13 protein-coding genes and 1 pseudogene are annotated in these 17,365 nt (G+C 46.2%); 5 read left to right on the top strand and 9 right to left on the bottom strand.

Features of this window, described 5'->3' with window-relative positions; all coding sequences use genetic code 11:
• Positions 1-298: 298 nt before the first annotated feature.
• On the top strand, positions 299-547 hold the full coding sequence (locus ACJJIC_RS09695; RefSeq protein WP_445356821.1) for a hypothetical protein: 249 nt from the start codon (positions 299-301) through the stop codon (positions 545-547).
• A 655-nt stretch (positions 548-1,202) separates the two neighbouring features.
• Here the strand turns inward: ACJJIC_RS09695 and ACJJIC_RS09700 are convergent.
• Positions 1,203-1,538, bottom strand: a complete 336-nt coding sequence (locus ACJJIC_RS09700; RefSeq protein WP_444910105.1) for a hypothetical protein — start codon at positions 1,536-1,538, stop codon at positions 1,203-1,205.
• Positions 1,539-1,957: 419 nt separating this feature from the next.
• Between ACJJIC_RS09700 and ACJJIC_RS09705 the strand changes: the two genes are divergently transcribed.
• Positions 1,958-2,269: a hypothetical protein gene (locus ACJJIC_RS09705; RefSeq protein ID WP_445356822.1), complete on the top strand. Its 312-nt coding sequence runs from the start codon at positions 1,958-1,960 to the stop codon at positions 2,267-2,269.
• An 842-nt stretch (positions 2,270-3,111) separates the two neighbouring features.
• Positions 3,112-3,675, top strand: a pseudogene (locus tag ACJJIC_RS09710) (alpha/beta fold hydrolase); the annotation flags it as partial.
• A gap of 278 nt (positions 3,676-3,953) precedes the next feature.
• On the opposite strand, the gene ACJJIC_RS09715 reads toward ACJJIC_RS09710, so the two are convergent.
• The 5 genes from ACJJIC_RS09715 to ACJJIC_RS09735 form a co-directional block, all read right to left on the bottom strand.
• On the bottom strand, positions 3,954-4,853 hold the full coding sequence (locus tag ACJJIC_RS09715; RefSeq protein WP_445356823.1) for an alpha/beta hydrolase: 900 nt from the start codon (positions 4,851-4,853) through the stop codon (positions 3,954-3,956).
• Between the two features lie 231 nt (positions 4,854-5,084).
• Entirely contained in the window at positions 5,085-6,005 is a 921-nt protein-coding gene (locus tag ACJJIC_RS09720; protein ID WP_444904310.1) for an ROK family protein, read from the bottom strand.
• A 205-nt stretch (positions 6,006-6,210) separates the two neighbouring features.
• Positions 6,211-8,715, bottom strand: coding sequence for a TonB-dependent siderophore receptor (locus tag ACJJIC_RS09725; RefSeq protein ID WP_445356824.1), 2,505 nt, complete (start codon positions 8,713-8,715; stop codon positions 6,211-6,213).
• A gap of 445 nt (positions 8,716-9,160) precedes the next feature.
• Positions 9,161-10,144, bottom strand: coding sequence for a glycoside hydrolase family protein (locus ACJJIC_RS09730; RefSeq protein WP_445356825.1), 984 nt, complete (start codon positions 10,142-10,144; stop codon positions 9,161-9,163).
• A gap of 95 nt (positions 10,145-10,239) precedes the next feature.
• Positions 10,240-11,460, bottom strand: coding sequence for an ROK family protein (locus tag ACJJIC_RS09735; RefSeq protein ID WP_445356826.1), 1,221 nt, complete (start codon positions 11,458-11,460; stop codon positions 10,240-10,242).
• A gap of 264 nt (positions 11,461-11,724) precedes the next feature.
• Between ACJJIC_RS09735 and ACJJIC_RS09740 the strand changes: the two genes are divergently transcribed.
• A complete protein-coding gene (locus ACJJIC_RS09740) occupies positions 11,725-13,311 on the top strand; it encodes a sodium:solute symporter (protein ID WP_444904314.1) in 1,587 nt (528 codons plus the stop codon).
• A 189-nt stretch (positions 13,312-13,500) separates the two neighbouring features.
• Positions 13,501-14,712 carry a hypothetical protein gene (locus tag ACJJIC_RS09745; protein WP_445356827.1) on the top strand — a complete coding sequence of 404 codons (1,212 nt, stop codon included), beginning with the start codon at positions 13,501-13,503 and terminating at the stop codon, positions 14,710-14,712.
• A gap of 170 nt (positions 14,713-14,882) precedes the next feature.
• Here ACJJIC_RS09745 and ACJJIC_RS09750 read toward each other — a convergent pair whose 3' ends face one another.
• The 3 genes from ACJJIC_RS09750 to ACJJIC_RS09760 all read right to left on the bottom strand — a co-directional run bounded on the left by ACJJIC_RS09750 (position 14,883) and on the right by ACJJIC_RS09760 (position 17,296).
• The gene (locus ACJJIC_RS09750) at positions 14,883-15,212 is read right to left on the bottom strand and encodes a hypothetical protein (RefSeq protein WP_445356828.1); all 330 of its coding nucleotides are present in this window, start codon (positions 15,210-15,212) and stop codon (positions 14,883-14,885) included.
• A gap of 189 nt (positions 15,213-15,401) precedes the next feature.
• Positions 15,402-15,695, bottom strand: coding sequence for a hypothetical protein (locus tag ACJJIC_RS09755; protein ID WP_444885542.1), 294 nt, complete (start codon positions 15,693-15,695; stop codon positions 15,402-15,404).
• Positions 15,696-15,709: 14 nt separating this feature from the next.
• Positions 15,710-17,296: a VCBS domain-containing protein gene (locus ACJJIC_RS09760; RefSeq protein ID WP_445356829.1), complete on the bottom strand. Its 1,587-nt coding sequence runs from the start codon at positions 17,294-17,296 to the stop codon at positions 15,710-15,712.
• Positions 17,297-17,365 lie beyond the last annotated feature (69 nt).

Raw genomic sequence — 17,365 nt, forward strand, 5'->3', positions numbered from 1 at the left:
CTAAGTAGTTTTTATGAGGGTGATTGATGGGTGGGGTTTTGGTGAGGCTGGGCGCCAGGGTTGGGTTTAAGGTTTCCTCAAGGGAAGCTTATTTGACTCAGAAGTTTGGCTTGAGAGGATCTAAAAAATAAAAAGGAGTTTGGGGTTGAGGGAGTTGTTTAAAATTTTGTGTTCGCATGTCAATATTTTACAGTATTTTCTCCAAGAAATAATCCTGGAGTTCTTATGAAATATTTCTCTTTTGTCTTTATTTTTATAGCTGCCCTCTTTTGCTTCTGCTACAACGACAATAGGTTATTTGGAAGTTGAAAAAATAGATTGCCATCTAAATGATACTAACTGTTACGTTTATGTAAATGAAAGTGTTGGCCCTGCAGAGTGTGATAAGGCTACTCTTCGCTGGAACAAGAATGATAATGTCAGCGGGAAGGAAGTGCTGTACCTGTTAACAGCCGCGCATTTTGCAGGTAAGAAAGTTCAGTTCAACCTTTTAGATAGCTGCTATGGCAGCTACCCCACTTTTGCTTGGCGCAATATTGGTAAGTAGCTGTTCTCAGGGGGAGAGCTTAGATGCTTTGCGGTGTAGGCATCTTGGAAGCCTCTGAATAATTCCCTTAATTACTCTGAAAATCCGTTGAGGGCCTCATCTGCTGCGTTGCAGCTCTTGTAAAGAGCTGGGTCGCGGTAAGCTGGGCCTAACATCTGTAGTCCTCAAGATCCGCAGAGATATTGCAGAGTTATTCATAGGCTCCTTAGACTTATGTCTCCTTGGATATTTTTATTAAAATTCAAAGCTACTTGATGCAAGGCGCACTTTTTACTGTCTACGTATATGGCAAAGGAGCCCGTGAGATTTAGTTACTATGATTGCACTGGCAGTGGCTCCAAAGTGTTGTTGTCTTCAGTTGTGCTTCCTGAATAGAATAAAAGTAATGATGCTATCGGGTTCTCTAATATATTTGTTAGGCTCAAGATATAATGGGACCTAATAATTCTGAGTTTGTTAACGGCTACGGTTTAGAGTTGGTAGAGTGGGGTGATTTATCTTTTGTGAGTTTCGCCCCCCCCTTTGCATATATAAACCAGCATTCAAAATAGAGGGTGATCGAATAGAATGCCGGTTTATTGCGCAGAAAGAATATATTGCTTTAAGTTCGGTCGGCTTTAATAAGAATTAAGGTAAATCGATAGCTATATATTTTCTATGGCATAACAGACAGGTTTCTTAAGTCTGCAACATTTTGATAGGTTGTACAGTTATCGCTACTCTTCAAAGTAACAGTTTGCTGAGTGGTGAGAGCACTTAAAAGTAAACTGAGGTATATTTTGCTTTCTTCTTCTTTCCCATCAAACGCAAAGCTATAGCTTGTGTTGGTTGAGCAGGAAACCTCCCCTGAAGGTATTCCCTGAACTTTAACAAAAATTTTACCTTGATACTGTGGGCCAGTATGAATTTGACTTAACTTTCCTGTAAAGACAAATTCGGCTAGGCATGAAGTGGGTAAGGCAATAAGCAGTATTGCTAATAGTTTTTTCATCTTGAAGGCTCGTGATCGTTGTCTGAGAGTGATTTTCTTCGCAATATAATCTTTAGGATTATACTACACTTACTACCTCAGTAAAATATTTATTTTTTATATGAATGTCTTCTAGGGCTGGATATCTCTTATTTTTTCCAGTCTTTACGTAATTTTTTAATTTAAAGGATAAGGTTAGGTAAGGGGCTGTGTTAAAGGGGCGGCTTTTGCGCGAGACATTGTTTTAATTTTAGCAACTTACTAGCCGCATTCAGAGCAAGGTGGTTAATAATTGACCTGGAAGCTCAGAGATAACAGCGTTGATTGCCCACGTGTACGATATTTGATAGGAATATTAAATTAGCAGGTTGCTGGCCAGCTGTTATGAATTACTAATTTTTCGAGGTGATAATGAACCTTTTAAAAGCTTAGGCTTTTTTATGATGCTCTTATCGGGTGATGTGCTGGCTCTAGGGGAGGCTAACGAATCCACAGTTCGCTATATAGAGGTGTTTTCGAGTGCCTCCTCAAGAGATGGCGAAGTGGTCGTGAAGTTGGACGCTGAAACTGAGAGTTGTCATCAGTATTGGATAAAGTCGAAAGAGAGTGTAGGCCAAAAAAACTCAGAGTCTTCCACCCTGGCGCCACTCCATGCCAAATCTACAGTGCGGATTGTTGGGGATGCTGACAGCCTTTGGAGTGGAAGCCGCGCCTTTAAGACCTGTGAGATTATTTCATTGCGTGTTCTGTAAAGGTTTTTGTAGTTTGAAAACTGGTGATGTCCTCTAGCTAGAGCAGCCCCACTTTTGCTTGGTACAACATTGGTAAGTAGCTGCTCTTAGGGGCGCGTTTGCCCGCTTTGCGATGTAAGTAGCTTGTATTAGGTGGCTGTATTTATTATGCGGCCTTTTAAAATGATTGTGTGATAGGTAGAGTAACTTCTAGTTTCTTGGCTCAAAACACTTTTTCAGTTCTCTTATCCCCCCTTATATTGGATTATCCCTACTCCACAAATAGTCCTTTTGCTGGTGCCCAATTGTGTAAATTCTTCCTCTGCCTTCAGTTGAGTCGTAATATCCTGACTTCGTGAGTACTTCTCATGAGGTGTCGCGATACAGTGAGAAGGTTAAGATTGGTAAAGAGAAATGGCGCTCTTCTTATATGTGAAACGAAGAATTCCTATTCGAATGTTACTTTGCCCTGTCTTACCCCATCTTGTCTCAAGGTTTGTACTTTTTGGTGTGTTTGTAATATAAGCTCCTTTAAGTTTGAATTCCGTTGGCTTTCTATGAATTTTATTGGACCTTTGTGTTTGATAAAAAAGAGGCATCTTATTAACATTTTATATCTTAAATCGGTGAGTATATGTTAAATCCATTATGGTTAAGATTTTTCCTTGCCAGTTTTATTTTTTTTCTGGTGGGGTGTTTGCTAATCAAGTAAATTTTAAAGGGGAGGTGCTAAGTGGTAGTGCAAAATTGCACCTTGAGGTATCTGGTCTAAACTTATCTAAACCTTTAATCCTTTTTCTGCATGGCGGTCGGGGGATGTAGAGCTTGGGTTAGTCCCATTTCAGGTAACTGTTGGGCGGGCGCTCGAAGAAAGGTATTTAGTGGCTTATCTTCATCAAAGAGAGGCCGGCAAGTCTCTTGAGGTGAGCGAAGACACATTAACGATAAAGAACAATATTCAAGATGTGCACAATGTGATTTCTTTTTTAAAAATGCACCATAAGAAAGATAAGGTTACCTTAGTTGGTCACTCTTGGGGCGGGGGGCTTGCAGCTCTCTATGCGAGTGAGCATCCTGAGACATTGGAGAGGTTGGTGTTTATCTCTTCCTTCCAGGATGCGCAGAAGCAGGCAGAAACCAGCTTAGAAGCAACTCTGAAATGGGTGGAAAGGGAAGGCAACCAATTAGCCATACAGGAGTTGAAGAAATATCAAGACTCTCCCTCTGAGCATTATTTGCTGCTATCCATGTGGGCGAGTCGAGCGAATGGTGGTATCGCAAAAGGGGTTGATATTCGAGGTTTTCTAGCAGCCGAAAAGATTAGTGAGAGATTTCCTGGGTGGCGGGAGCGGCGTGGAAGCTTAGCCGACAAGATGAACGATGAGCTTCAAGCGATGAGCGTTAATGGAGCTATCGATCATTTATAGATACCAGCGGTATTCGTTGTCGGTGAGAATGATTCCATTACCACGCCTTTACAGGTAAAGGCAGATTATAAAAGGTATAAAGGGAGTAAATGTTTCTCGGTACTAAAAGATAGCCATCACTTGCCTTTTATGGATGCAGCAGAAAGTCTGGAGAAGACTATGTTGGTCTTTTGGGAGGCCGAGGAGTGTATTAGTGACGCGTATGAGTAATGGATAGCAAGCCTGAGGAGTAGTTAGGGCCCTATAGCGTTTCTCTGCTAGAGGGCCGGCAGGTTCGGTTAAAACGAATACTTTCGTGGTAGCACTTTGCTTTTAAAAACCTGTTCTATCCCTTTATCGTAACCTGGATTAACTACGGTATCGTGGTTTTCACCCTTGATGACTCGCTTGCGTAGAGTCAAATTTTCATAATCTCGGGACTTGAGTCGCTGGGCTAGGTCCCTAAAATCTTGAACGCCGCAAACTTCCCCTTCTTCTAAGCAGATTTCCTCCCCACCAATAAACATATACACGCTTTTCGGTAAGTCAGTCTGGCGTTCGGCGTAAGCGAGTTCACTTTCTAGAATTTGCTTATCGGCCCACCAGATGCTGGGGCTGCCGATCACATAGCGGTCGAAGTTATCGGTGTGATTGAAGAGGGCGTGCAGGGCTAAGAGCCCGCCGAGGGAGTGGCCAGCCAGTGTTTCGTCACTTTCATCTCCCTTGAAAGAATTATTGATAAAAGGCTTGAGCTCGTTCTCCAAAAACGCCAGAAATTGGTTGGCGCCACCACCCAGAGTATTCCCCCTAATCTCTCCAGGTACTGGAGTAAAATCCGTTAACCGCAAGGTGAAGTTGGAACTGTCCAGGGGGTGTGAGATGCCCACCAAAATCACTGGTGGTAGCTTGGTATTGCCTTGCTCATCGGGTACCTGTTCGTGGATCAGGTTCGGTGCCACCATAGGGAAATTCATATACCCGTCGGTCATATAAATGACCGGATACCGGGTATTGTCTTCCGGGTTAAAGGAGAGCGGCAGTAGCACATCAATTACAAATCCACGCCCCAGTAAGTCGGAATGAAAGTTGTAAGAGAGAATGCCCTGGCGGGTAAATGTTGTGGGTTCGGCGGTGCCGGCTTGCACAAACTGAGTGGCCAGAACCATTAAGCCTGTAAACAATATTTTAATTATTTTCATCTTTATCCCTTAATGAGCCACGCTTTAGTGTGCTCAGCCGCGTCCTAAGGCGGTCAAGACTGACAAGCCTATCAGATCGGATACGAGACTAGCTACCTTGCGCTGTGCCAACAGTCGCAAAGATGAGTATATAAGTTGGAAAGGGAGTTGTGGGGCGCAGTTTGGCGGGTGGAGTGGCGCCAGGAATATTCCCCTGGCGCTTCCACATCCTGTGAGGGAGGATTTGGTTATCTAATAGCTGGAGCAAAGTGCCTGGGCCATACGCAGAGAACCCACCTCTCCGGAGCGGCCGGCGAGTTTTGGTGGGACTATAAAAGAGCGGATGTTGCCTTGGGATACCTGGGGGAAATAACCACCTGCCAGGTCGAGAAACTTGTGGCGAATGCGTGGGAACAGGTGTGTTTGTTCCATAACGCCGCCACCGAGAATAATTCGTTCCGGTGAGTAGCAGCTGGTCAGGTTTATACACATGGTGGCTAGGTATTCCGCCTGTAGATCCCAGGCTGGATGGTCACTGTCCATACTCTGGCCGCGCAGGCCCCAGCGGTCTTCAATAGCGGGGCCGCAGGCAAGGCCTTCCAGACAATTGCCATGGAATGGGCAGTGGCCTGGGTAGGGGTCTCTTCGTCGATCCTGCGGCATCAACATATGGCCGATTTCCGGGTGCATGGCGCCGTTTACCAGTTTGCTATCTACCATTACCCCGGCGCCGATACCGGTGCCGATGGTGACGTAGACAAAATTCTTTACACCTACAGCGGCGCCGCACAGGTGTTCTCCTAGCGCTGCGCCATTGACATCAGTGTCGAAAGCTACAGGAATAGAGAGTGCCCCCTGTAACTGACCGGCCAGGTTGGTATTGGACCATCCATTTTTAGGGGTGTTAGTGATAAACCCGTACTGGCTCGATTGCGGGTTCAAATCTACCGGACCGAAACTTGCGACACCCAGTGTGGAAATAGGGCCATGGCGTTGGGCGCCGGCCTGGAAAAATTCAATGACCTGACCGAGGGTTTCTTCCGGTGTGGTGGTTGGGAAGCTAGCCCTCTCCCAGACATCATCGGGATTTGCGGCAATTGCACAATTAAATTTTGTGCCGCCGGCTTCTATGCCTCCAAGCAAGGTATTTACTGCGTTGCCTTGCACTTCCATCCTAATTTGCTCCACTGGCTGGGTATTCTATTTAAAGAAATATTTGGTCGGTTAATTTTAACAGGCTACTCCACTGGAGGAGTGACTGCAGTAAGTTTCTCGTCAAAGAAAAAGGCCGGGTGCCAACGGGGAGGCTGGACACCCGGTGTTTGCAAGCGGCCCTAAGCGGGCTGCAAACGACTTACTGGAGTAGGGAGGACAACGATCAAAAAGCGTAATTGAAGCTGACACTGGTGGAGCGGCCGCTGATGGTCCTGCCGCGAACAATATCTCCAGCTTCTGCGTAAGACTCTTCAACCTCAGTTACAACAAACTCATCAGTAAGGTTGTTTACATTAAAGGAGACGGTGAGATCCTCAGTGACATAATAAGAGCCGAACAGATTTACCAACACATAACCATCTTGTTTCAGCTTGTTGGAATCTGAAACGTAGTACTCAGTGGAGCCCTGCAGGCTGGCGCCGAAGGTTAGGCTGTCACCAAAATTATACTGAGGGGTAATGGTGTAAATAATATCTGCCTGACGGCGGGGAGTATTGCCCACTACCGATGGGTTATTCGCATCTTTGCTGATTTCGGCATCCGTCCAGGTCAGGTTGCCGTTAACCGAGAAATCGCCATAAATATAGGAGCCTTCCAGCTCTATACCTTGTGCTTCATACTCGCGTACGAAAGTTAGGCCGCTGGTGATTTCCGCATTGGTCTCTTCGGTGATGGTATTGAAATAGGTGGCAAAAATATCAAAGTCACCAGCGCTAAACTTGTAACCGATCTCCAGCTGGTCAACAGAATCAAAGCCATCGGTGGTGTTGCTGAGGCTGCCATCACTATTTAAAGCGCCGCTAATTTGCAGTAGGCGATCGGCAATTGCGCGGCCCCCTTCACTGTAACGAGCAAAAACAGCCATGCTGTCATTGATTGCATAGTTGCCGCCAAGGGAGAAGGAGGTGTTATCTGCATCATAGTCGACTAGCTGAGTATTACCGCTAGCCAGAGTGATAATGCCACCGGTAAAACCAAAGGCATCTGATGCGCTCGCATCTTCCACATCGCTGATAATGCCATCTCCGTTGATATCGTAATCGGTATCGCCACCACAGCAACTGGAAACCAGAGAGCCCTTTGCATTGACTATATCGTGGCGTGCACTGACGTCGAAGGTGAAGTCCCCAACATCGAAAGACACGTTCATATAAGGAGCGTAGGTCTCGTATTCCAGATCCCAGGCATAGGACAGGAAGCTTGCCGACCAGAGGCCATCATCGACTAGTAGGTCCCCGTTGGCATTCGCTGTGATAGTTAGATTCTGGGAGTCACTGCCATCCACGCTTTGGATTAGGGCATTCCAACTATTCCAGCTGGTTTTAATATTTTGCTTGGAATAGTAAAAGCCTGCGGAAACAACAATATTGTCATTAATGAGCTTGTCGACTTTGAAATCGTTGACGATCAAGCCCAGGTCATGGATTTCTGTATCGAACAATAAGTTCAGATAGGCTAATTCATCGACTTCTTCGCCATTGGCGTAGGTCACAGTGGTTCCTGCACTACAGTCCACTGCAGAATCCTCTCCGCTAACGGCATTGGCACAGATCAGGTCTGCCATACCTTGTGCGGATTGTGGGCCGTAATTGCCAAAGGTGTCAGTAAATGGAGAGATAAAGCTACCGCTTATATCAGAAATTCTGAACTTGTCAGTAATGGTCCAGCCATTCTCAAATTCAAATTGACTCTCAAATCCATAGGCTTCTACCAGGGATTCAATACCGTCGCTGAGATCCCGATTTACCGGGTTGCCATAGGCATCGAAAGTGGAGATATTGCGGTAATTTTCGGAGTGCAGGGTCTGGCTGCTGGCATCGAAGTTGGCTACAGTGCCGAACTCTCCATTGCCTTTATAAGTTACCGGGCCGGGTAGGTAAGTAGTCACCCGATCGTCCAGGTGTTTGTAGTAAAGGCGCACATAACCGTTGTCAAAATCTTTGGTGAGATTGGCCTTTAATTGGCCACCGGAATCGCCATCAAAGCCGGTTTCACGAACACCTTCCCCCTCGCGCAGGAAGCCGCCTACATAAAACCGCAGGGTATCGCTGAGGTGGTGCCCGTAGCCGAAGTTCAGGCGGGTTTCATCGTAATCTGCACCAAAAGAGAGGCCTATATTCCCGCCTTCTTCTTCTCCAGTCTTGCTGATCATATTGATCACACCGCCGGGGGAGTTGCTGGCAAAGGTGGAAGCGGAGCCGCCGCGTACACTTTCAATGCGGGATAGGGAAGAATCGGTTCGAATAAAGTTGTCGGTATTGCCGAAATTGATATCGCCGTATTCGAGTACTGGCAGCCCATCCTCGTGGATCTGCATGTACTTGGAGCCACCAGTGGCAAGCGGAATTCCCCTTACAGTGATATTGGCATTGCCACCGCCACCAGAAGATTCCGCGCGTATACCTGGCAGGCTGCGAAAAACTTCTGCGGTTGAGCGGGGGGCGTAGTGAGACAATTCTTCGGTATCTAGGGCGCTGACGGAAATGCTGGATTCCATTTTCGTTACGGGGCGTGCCGTAGCGGTAATGATGACTTCCTCAATCTCCAGCTGCTCTTGGGCGGTTACCGCAGTGCTAACACTGGATGCCACCGCTATCGCCAGGGCGATTGAACTTGGTTTAAAACCTCTGACCCATTTGCAATCGGCTTGAAAGTCTTCTGCCTTCACGACGCTCTCCTCAATCATCACTTATGGTTATTAGTTTTTGCTGGCGGCCCACTTAGGTTGGGCTCTTCTTTTTTCTTGATTCGCATGGTGGGATGGCCATTCTTTATTTATTAAACCACTGTGATTTAATGTGGGCAATAGAATTATGTTATAAATTTGGAGTTTTATTTTAAATATGTAACTAAATCAATCAGTGAGATTTATTTTTCAGTGGAGGGAGCCCGGGTACTGCTTGGGTGCTGAAGAAAATTTGCTTGGATTGTGGGGGGGGCAAAGGGAAGGGTTTTTACTGGGATCTTGGGGATAAATATCTAAAGAAACTGCAATCAGTGGGAAGTTTTCAGCTATTGATTGCTTACAGGTTAGGTGAAGTCTTCGGCCCTGGTGGATATTTGGCATGCGGCACGGCACCGGTACTTTCGCAAGTGCCGTTGGCCATCTATCGTTACTCTGCCAATGTGAGTTGCCCATCCGCAAGGAGTTTGATCTTCTTGGGATCGCAAATCCCGCCGATAAAATTGCCTTGTGCATCGTTGCGGTTAAAGGCGAGCAGATACCAGTGTTGGTCTGGCCCCTGTATCACCCGACCGGAATATAGGCTGCCCTGCTCGTCAGCACTGAGGAATCCATCACCAATAACGGTGTATGGCCCATTTAGGGCATCGGAGACCAAATACTTGGTGCCGGTAAGTGGTTTTCCGCTCATAGAATGGCGGTGGGCTTGGCTGTGAAACTGAGTGGAGACAGAGCAGAAGAGATAGTAGCGGCCCTGGATTTTTTCAATCTGCGGGACTTCCATTTCTCCATACCAGCCCGGTGCCAGTATGGGTTCTCCAACTTTCCAGTGCAGGAGATCGGTGGAGCTGGCATAACCCACTGCGCCGCGCCCGTCGGGACTGCCTTGATTACAACGGGCAGTGACATACATATGATAAAGGGCTTGATCGGGATCTTTGACAATCCAAGGGTCGCGCCAGGAGGCATCATGCCAGTATTCCAGGTTTAGACCGTCATAAAACTTGGGGTCTAACTCCACCAGAGGATTTTCCGGACATTTTTGCCAGTTTAAAAGATCTTTGGAGGTAGCCAGGCAGACCCGCTGAATAAGCCCTTTTTCTGTGTGTTTGGTACCCGTGTAAAACATGTACCAGGTGTCGCCCTCTTTATGTACGCAGCCGGTCCAGGTTGTGTAGGAGTCTGCAGCCTCATCGATGTCACCCTCTTGATATTGGGAGGGTTTTATCGCGTCTTGCGTTGGGGTCCAATGAATCAGGTCGGTGGAAATGGCGTGACCGATCGAGACATGCCAATGACGTAGCTCTGGATCGCCGAGGGATTTATCCGCTTGTAGATAAAACATATGGTATTGATCGCCATCAACGGCGAACCAAAAATCCCAAACCCATTTGTCTTTTAGGTTAAATGCCATCTCGCTGGTCACCTCACTGTTATGATTATGTAAAACGAACCAATACGGTTTTAATGTCTAATTAGTTGAGCCTTGATTTTCCGCTATATTTCAGGTTAAACCGGAACCCGCTCAGGAACTCCACCCTTCAATAGCACGGTCTTATCTGGTGCAAAATTGGAGTAAAAGGGCAGGATGGCACCGCCAATCGCGATGGCATCAATACCGATCTTACCGCTCATTATCTGGGGCTTGAAAACTCCGGACGGGGCGGCTTGCTGCATTCGCCTGGAGATGATTTCCACCAGCTCCTCCAGCAGGAATCGCGGGAGGTGCGCATCGATAATAACGGCCTCAAGGTCCAGTACGCTGACTGCGGAGAGAATGGCGTAAACCAGGGCATCAGCGCAGTCGTCCAGCCATTCCTGTATGAGTGGGCGGGCCTGATCCATCACCGACAATAAATCAGCAGAGTCATTGATATTAATTTGGTTGGCGCGCAGGTGTCGGCGCAAGCCAAATAGTGAGGCTCGATTAAGTAAGGTCTCGAAGACCCCTTCGGGTTCTGGGGTGCTACTGAGCTTGGAGGCAGGGACTGGCATGGTGGCCAGGTTGCCTGAGTTGCCATGTACACCAGTCTCCAGGCTGCTATTAAGCACCAGGCCGCCGCCGATAAAAGTGCCAACGAAGATATAAAGAAAATCGGAAACTTCAGTGCCTTTACCGAATTGCAGCTCGGCGACTGCTGCAGCAGAGCAGTCATTTTCAAAGAAGACGGGTAGGTGGGTGCCTTTGGAAACCTCTTCTGCGAAGTTAATTTCTCGCCATTCGTTCGCCAGGGTATCGCTCATTTCCAATTCTTTTGTCCAGGCACCGATAAACCAGGGCATGGCGATACCAACGCCGACGAGCTTGGATTGGTCTTTTTTGACTAATTCTGCACTTAAATTTTCGATACCCGATTCTATATTTCTGAGAAGAAAGTCGGGCTCAGGGCATTCAAATTCCTGGCATATTTTCTTCAAAATATTGCCGCCAAAATCCATTAACAATAATTCAACATTACGCCGCCCGACTTTAATGCCTATGGAGTAAGCACCGGTGGGGTTGATGGTGTACATGATGGAGGGCTGGCCTTTGCCGCCAAGCCTGCGCCCCTCACGCATAACCATGCCAGTACTCTCCAATTCATCCACGATGCGTGTAACGGCCTGGGGGGTAAGGTTGGTGAGGCGCGCCAGGTCGGACTTGGACGCGGTACCTGTTTTCCTTAGCGCGGTTAGCAAAACCCGTTCGTTATAGCGACGCAGGCCGCTGGAATTACTTCCCTTACCCATCTCTGTGCCCCTTTTGTAGAAAACGCGTATCCGAGAGTTTGATCTGAGACTATTTGTGACAAATAGGTCCATATAGGATTTTATTGCGTTTACCTAGCGTAAGCAATGAAAGTGAGATAAACGGTTGTTTTCATAATTTATTGATTTTAAAGGATTTATTTATATTTTGGTGGTTTGCTTTACTTAATTAAACCACTGTGATTTAATTTTTTGCAAGTTCCGCAAACCATAAAAAATACGCAACTAGCGGTGAACGAGGAAGTTATGTCGGTCGATTTTGGTCTCCACCCCATCGATGCGATCATTTTGGTCGTCTATTTCGTTTTCACAATTGGCCTGGGGCTCTATCTCAGTCGTCGCCACGACACCGCTGAAGACTACTTCCTTGCTGGGCGAAAGATGGTTTGGCCGCTGATAGGGCTTTCCCTGTTCGCTTCCAATATCTCCAGCACCACTCTGATTGGTTTGGCAGGCGATGCCTATAGCACTGGCATAGCAGTCTTCAACTATGAGTGGATGGCTGCTGTCATCCTGGTTTTTTTCGCGATTTTTTATCTGCCGACAATACTTCGCTCCCGCATCTACACCATGCCCGAGATGCTGGAGCGGCGCTTTAATCGCACCGCCAGGACTTACTTTTCCGGTCTGACAATTTTCCTGAATATCGTGGTGGATACCGCCGGCAGCCTTTATGCCGGAGGCTTAGTGATGAAGCTGATTTTTCCTGAAATGCCGATGTCAGTGACCATTTCGATTTTGGCGGTGATCGCAGGTATTTACACGATTGCCGGCGGTTTGGCTGCGGTAATTTACACCGATACTATCCAGGCTCTATTGCTAATTTTTGGTTCAATTCTGATCAGTATCTTCGCTCTGGATCGCGCTGGTGGCTGGGAGAATGTGGTTTCCCAGGTATCCGCCCATCAATTGAGTTTGATCCGTCCAATCGGAGATTCCAGTGTGCCTTGGCTGGGGCTGGTCACTGGAGTGGCCCTACTGGGTTTCTATTTCTGGTGTACCAACCAATTCATGGTACAGCGGGTGCTGAGCGCCAAAGATATTAACCATGGGCGCTGGGGAGCGTTGTTTGCCGGCCTTCTGAAATTGCCGGTGCTGTTTATTATGGTCCTGCCCGGCACTATGGCGATTGTCCTATTCCCCGAGCTAGAACGGGCAGACATGGTTTATCCAACCTTGCTGTTTGAATTGTTACCTGTGGGCATTTTGGGATTGGTCTTGGCTGGTTTTGTTGCAGCCCTTATGTCTCAGATTGACTCCACGCTGAACTCTGCATCTACATTGGTGACGATGGATTTCGTGCGACAGCGTTTTCCCTCTTTGAACCAGCATCAGCTGATGCGCGTGGGGCAACTGGTCACCTTCATCTTTATGGTTCTGGCTGTGCTGTGGGCGCCGCAGATAGAGAATTTTGGTTCTCTGTTCCAATATCTGCAAAAAGTACTTTCCTATGCCGTACCCCCTGTTTTGGCTCTATTCCTAATTGGCTTTTTTTGGCAGGGAGCGACCTCCAAGGGCGCAATGACCACTTTGGTTTTGGGCACTGCCGGAGGAGTAACTCTATTCCTCGCTAATGAGGTGCTGGGTTGGACTAATTTACATTTCCTTTATATAGCGCCAATCCTCTTTGTTTTCTGCTCCATGGTGTTGGTGGCTTCCAGCTTGATAAGCCCGGCAAAGATTAGTGAGGAAGCCAGGCAGTTTGTTTGGTCTCGCAAAGACTTTGATACGGAAACCGAGGCGCTGCGCAGTGAGCCCCTTTGGCGCAATTATCGTGTACTTTCAGTATTACTGCTGATTACTACTGCCCTGGTGGTGGGCAGTTTCTGGTGATTGTTGAGTTTGTGTTCCAATGAATATAACCGATAAAAGCTATTCACTGATTTAAAAGAATCTCACACAGGATGGAGCCCCTAATAAGCAATTAAAGGAGGTGCGAAAAGAGAAAATACTCAGGTGGTAGAGGTAATGAGGTAACTAACAATGACGGACTGATAGCACAATTAATAAAAGGGTAATGCCATGAGGTATATCTTTACAGTGGTGATCGGGTTTTTTCTTTCTGCCCCAGTTTTAGCAACTACCAATATATTGGATCTCTATTTTAATACCGCAGATAAAGGCGGAACCTTACGATATGATGAAATATTCTCCTATGGTAAGAGTGGTAATGGCAGTGACTTTGACATGTGTGATAGCTATTCCACCAAGCGTGTGCCGGGAGATAAAATAGCTGCTATTACCAGTTATAGCGGAGATGAGCGTATCAAAGGCTTGAAGCTTGAATATCTATACGCTGATGATGACGAGGTGGGTAAAACGACTGGTTCAGGATTCCGCAAACTCCTTGGAGATATGGAATATATCCAGGGTTGGCGTTTTTATAAGAAACGCGATGGCAATATTTCTCGTATCCGTGTTTACTTAAAAGATATGTCAAATAACTCTACTAGAGAGATAACTTTTGGCAGTAGTAATGGTTGGCATAAGTGGCAAGAGTATCAGCTAAGTATTGGTACCCGTTCAGTTGTGGGTTTTGCTGGTACCGCAGGAGATAGCAAGATTTGGAGTATTTACCCTTGTGTGGCTGACCGTTTTGATCTGGTTGAGAGCGGGGTTGAAATACACTGGGATCAAATTGTAGAAACCCCTGAAAATACAAAAACCTTCTTTGGTGAGAGGCTGTTAGAGAATTTTTCTAGCGTAACTCAGAGTGATAGTACTGAAGTTTGGTATACGGATGGCAAGAGCGAAACTGATACCTGGACCAATACACTCGGCATCTCGGTGACTGCCGGCGTGAGCTTGACTGAGGCTTACAAGGTTGGAGTTCCGGGTACCGTTGAAAATAGTGGCTCGATCACGTTCAATTTTTCTGAAACTTTTTCAGCCTCAACTACGGTTGGAGAAACTTCGACGGTTAGTAATCAGAGAACCGTTAAGGAAGCGATGCCCGCGAGTGTACCCGCTTATAGCCTACTGGTGGCACGTATGATGGTAGAAAATAGCGAGGTTGAAATCCCTTATACCACTACTGTGACTAATCCCCATAACGGTGACGAATTCAATTTCACTGGTGTGATCAAAGGATCAAGTTATTCTAAATCTCGTAAACGCTGGGATGTGGTGGGTAAAGCTTTCCCAGACCGCTATGAAGTGTATGAAAGTTATTCTTGGGTTGTAGAGTATTATGGCCTGGAAAATGTCACGATAATCTCTGATCCCGTGATTTAAGCGCCGTAGGTTTATAATGAAGGTCAGAGTGGCCTGTATAAGATCCGCTTAAATATTATGCGGGTCTTATACATTGAATTTGGTGAAATACTTCTTTAAGAGTTGAGTGGATACATCCATGTATCCTTCCAGATAAAATATTGTTATTCCAAACATCGCTTGATGGCGCTTCAGTCCCTGATTATGACGGAATACAAGCGGATTCTATCTTCATAGCATCCATAGTAACTCAGATTTACTGGGGTCTTTGACATAAAAGCAGACAATAAAAAAGAGACTTTGGTGTCATAGATTTGAGATTCATCATTCACTAGTACAAATGTCCTAGTGTCAGAGCATGCCACTTCAGCACTGGTATTTTCAAATCCTTTTAATCGAACGTCTACTCCTTGGCTGTGAACTTTGAGATAGTCAATGCGCGCCTGTTCAGTCCAGGCGGCACTTGCTGAAAGTGATTGAAATAGAGCGATACCCAGAACGATTGATACAACTATTTTCATCCGTTACTCCCTGGCATGTGTATCGCCAACAAAAGGGGTTGGCAAATTCCTAGACATAACCAGTGAAATAATAGCAAAAACAGGGCGGCTTATTGCGTTGTGCTATCCGGTAGGTTTTTACGTCGCCAGGGCTATCTTGATGAAGTATATGCCCTGGCGTAGATTTATGAGCAGCTGGATATTACGTGCTTATTCTTCGTAAATGATTCTCTCGGTTTCCTTGATATGAAGCCGACGACGCTCTTGTTTTTCTCCTCGTATTCTGACTCGTTCACCAGATCTCATGCCCTTTTTTTTGATCTCCTTGGCATCTATAAAATAATACTGCCCTGTGTTTTCATCTTTGATGGAAAAGCGATGATCAATTTTTCCTGTTTTAAAATTTTCTGAAACCTCTTCTTCCAGTACTCCCGTTATAGTTTCCTGACCAGAGGCGGTGGGAATTAACAGTAAGGTCGAAATTATTGTGAGTAAGTATCTCATTGCTATTTCTCTCTTTAATTTGTATAGCTTACTGAAATGGTGGCGGTATTCATTTCATCACTTCTGGATTTAAACTCTATGGTGACTCCAGCAGCCGAATCCGTGAAGCTGCTGCCGGGCTCTTCAAGAGTGGCCACTTGGTTGGCGGTGTCATCTTTCAGATAATGTACAGTTACGGCCTTATCTTGCTGTGAACGAGGGTTTAGGATGGGGTGGGAAATATGATATTCCACGAAATAGTGATTTTCTCGATTGCTGCTACCGTTACTCTCCACCTTTATAATCTGTGGCATTGTTTTATTTAATTCGCCGGCGGTAAGTTCGATAGCCTGAATTTGAACCTCTGAAGCATTCCCCATACTTTTAGAAACAGATTTGGAATAGCCAGGGAAGCTGTTGTACCAACCCATAAAGTCCCTATGAGCGCTGCCAAATAAGCGTGACTGCCAGCTATTGCCCATGAAGGCTGCGGCAGCGCCATATTCACTTTCCCCTCGGTCGCTGGTATCCCCATCGTTGTTGTTATCATTGCCTGCATGGCCTAAACCAATGTTATGACCCAGTTCATGCCCCATAATTAGTTGATCGCTATCTGCAGTAACGATACTCCAGCGGCCATTGACCGCCGCGACCCCTGTACCAACTAACCCGGCATTGTAAGCGGCGGTTGGGAATATAAATACTCGATGGCGCCATGCGTTGAGGTCTACTGGGCGATTATTGGCATCGACAAAATTGCTTTCTACCCAGCGGCTTGCGTTATCTCTCCAAGTATAACCTCCATCGGAATATTGCCCATCCTGAGAGCTTGTGGCACGGTTCTGAGCATTTTGAACACTTAAAATCCCTCCGTTTTGATTGTCGGGGATGCTGTATATAAAGCAGTCAATAGAGCTTTCTTCTTTATTGTCCTCACCATAGCAATATTGTGCTAGAGAATTATTGCTGCTGAGATGGCGCTGGAACTTTAGCTGGCCCAGTGAGTTTTCTTTGTAAGTGTTATCGAGGGAGTCGGTAGCGTTGAATGTCATATCCGCAAGCTGGGAGATGCTGACATCATCCGTTACGGCGGCATCGGAAAAATTAACCAATATAAAAACGATACTATTTTGGGTGGCTTCAATCGTTTGGATCGCAAAAGTTATGTTTAGCTGATCTCCGTTACTGAGAGAAAAAACGATAGTATCTTCTACCGAGGCGCCGCTGTTTAAATCGTTGGCATTGTTGTTCAGTTGGTATTCCCAATTGCCGCTGTCATATAGTTTGAAGTCACCATACTTTCCGACATAAGTCCCAGACTGAAAGGTGGGGCTGGTACTATCGGTATCCTCTAATTGCAGTGTACCCTGGGCATATTCACTAGTTCCTATCACTAATGTACTTAGCGGAGTGCTAGGATTGAATCTGTAGTCGCCAGTATCGGTGTTGCCCGCATCATTATCATTGTTGTTATCGGCATCTGTGCCGGTGTTAGATCCGCCATTTGTTTCATTATTAGGCTGATTATTATCAGAATTATTACTGCCTCCAGAGCCTCCGCTACAAGCGGCCAGAATTACGGTTAATGTGAGAGCGCTAAACGTTTTAAGTGGACCAGGCATTGTTCCCCCAATTTATCTCTATAAGGTCATAGCCGGTGTTTAATGAGTTAAAAGATGGACTCCTATCAA

Source organism: Microbulbifer mixtoriginis (SeqCode) (genome assembly GCF_052468275.1).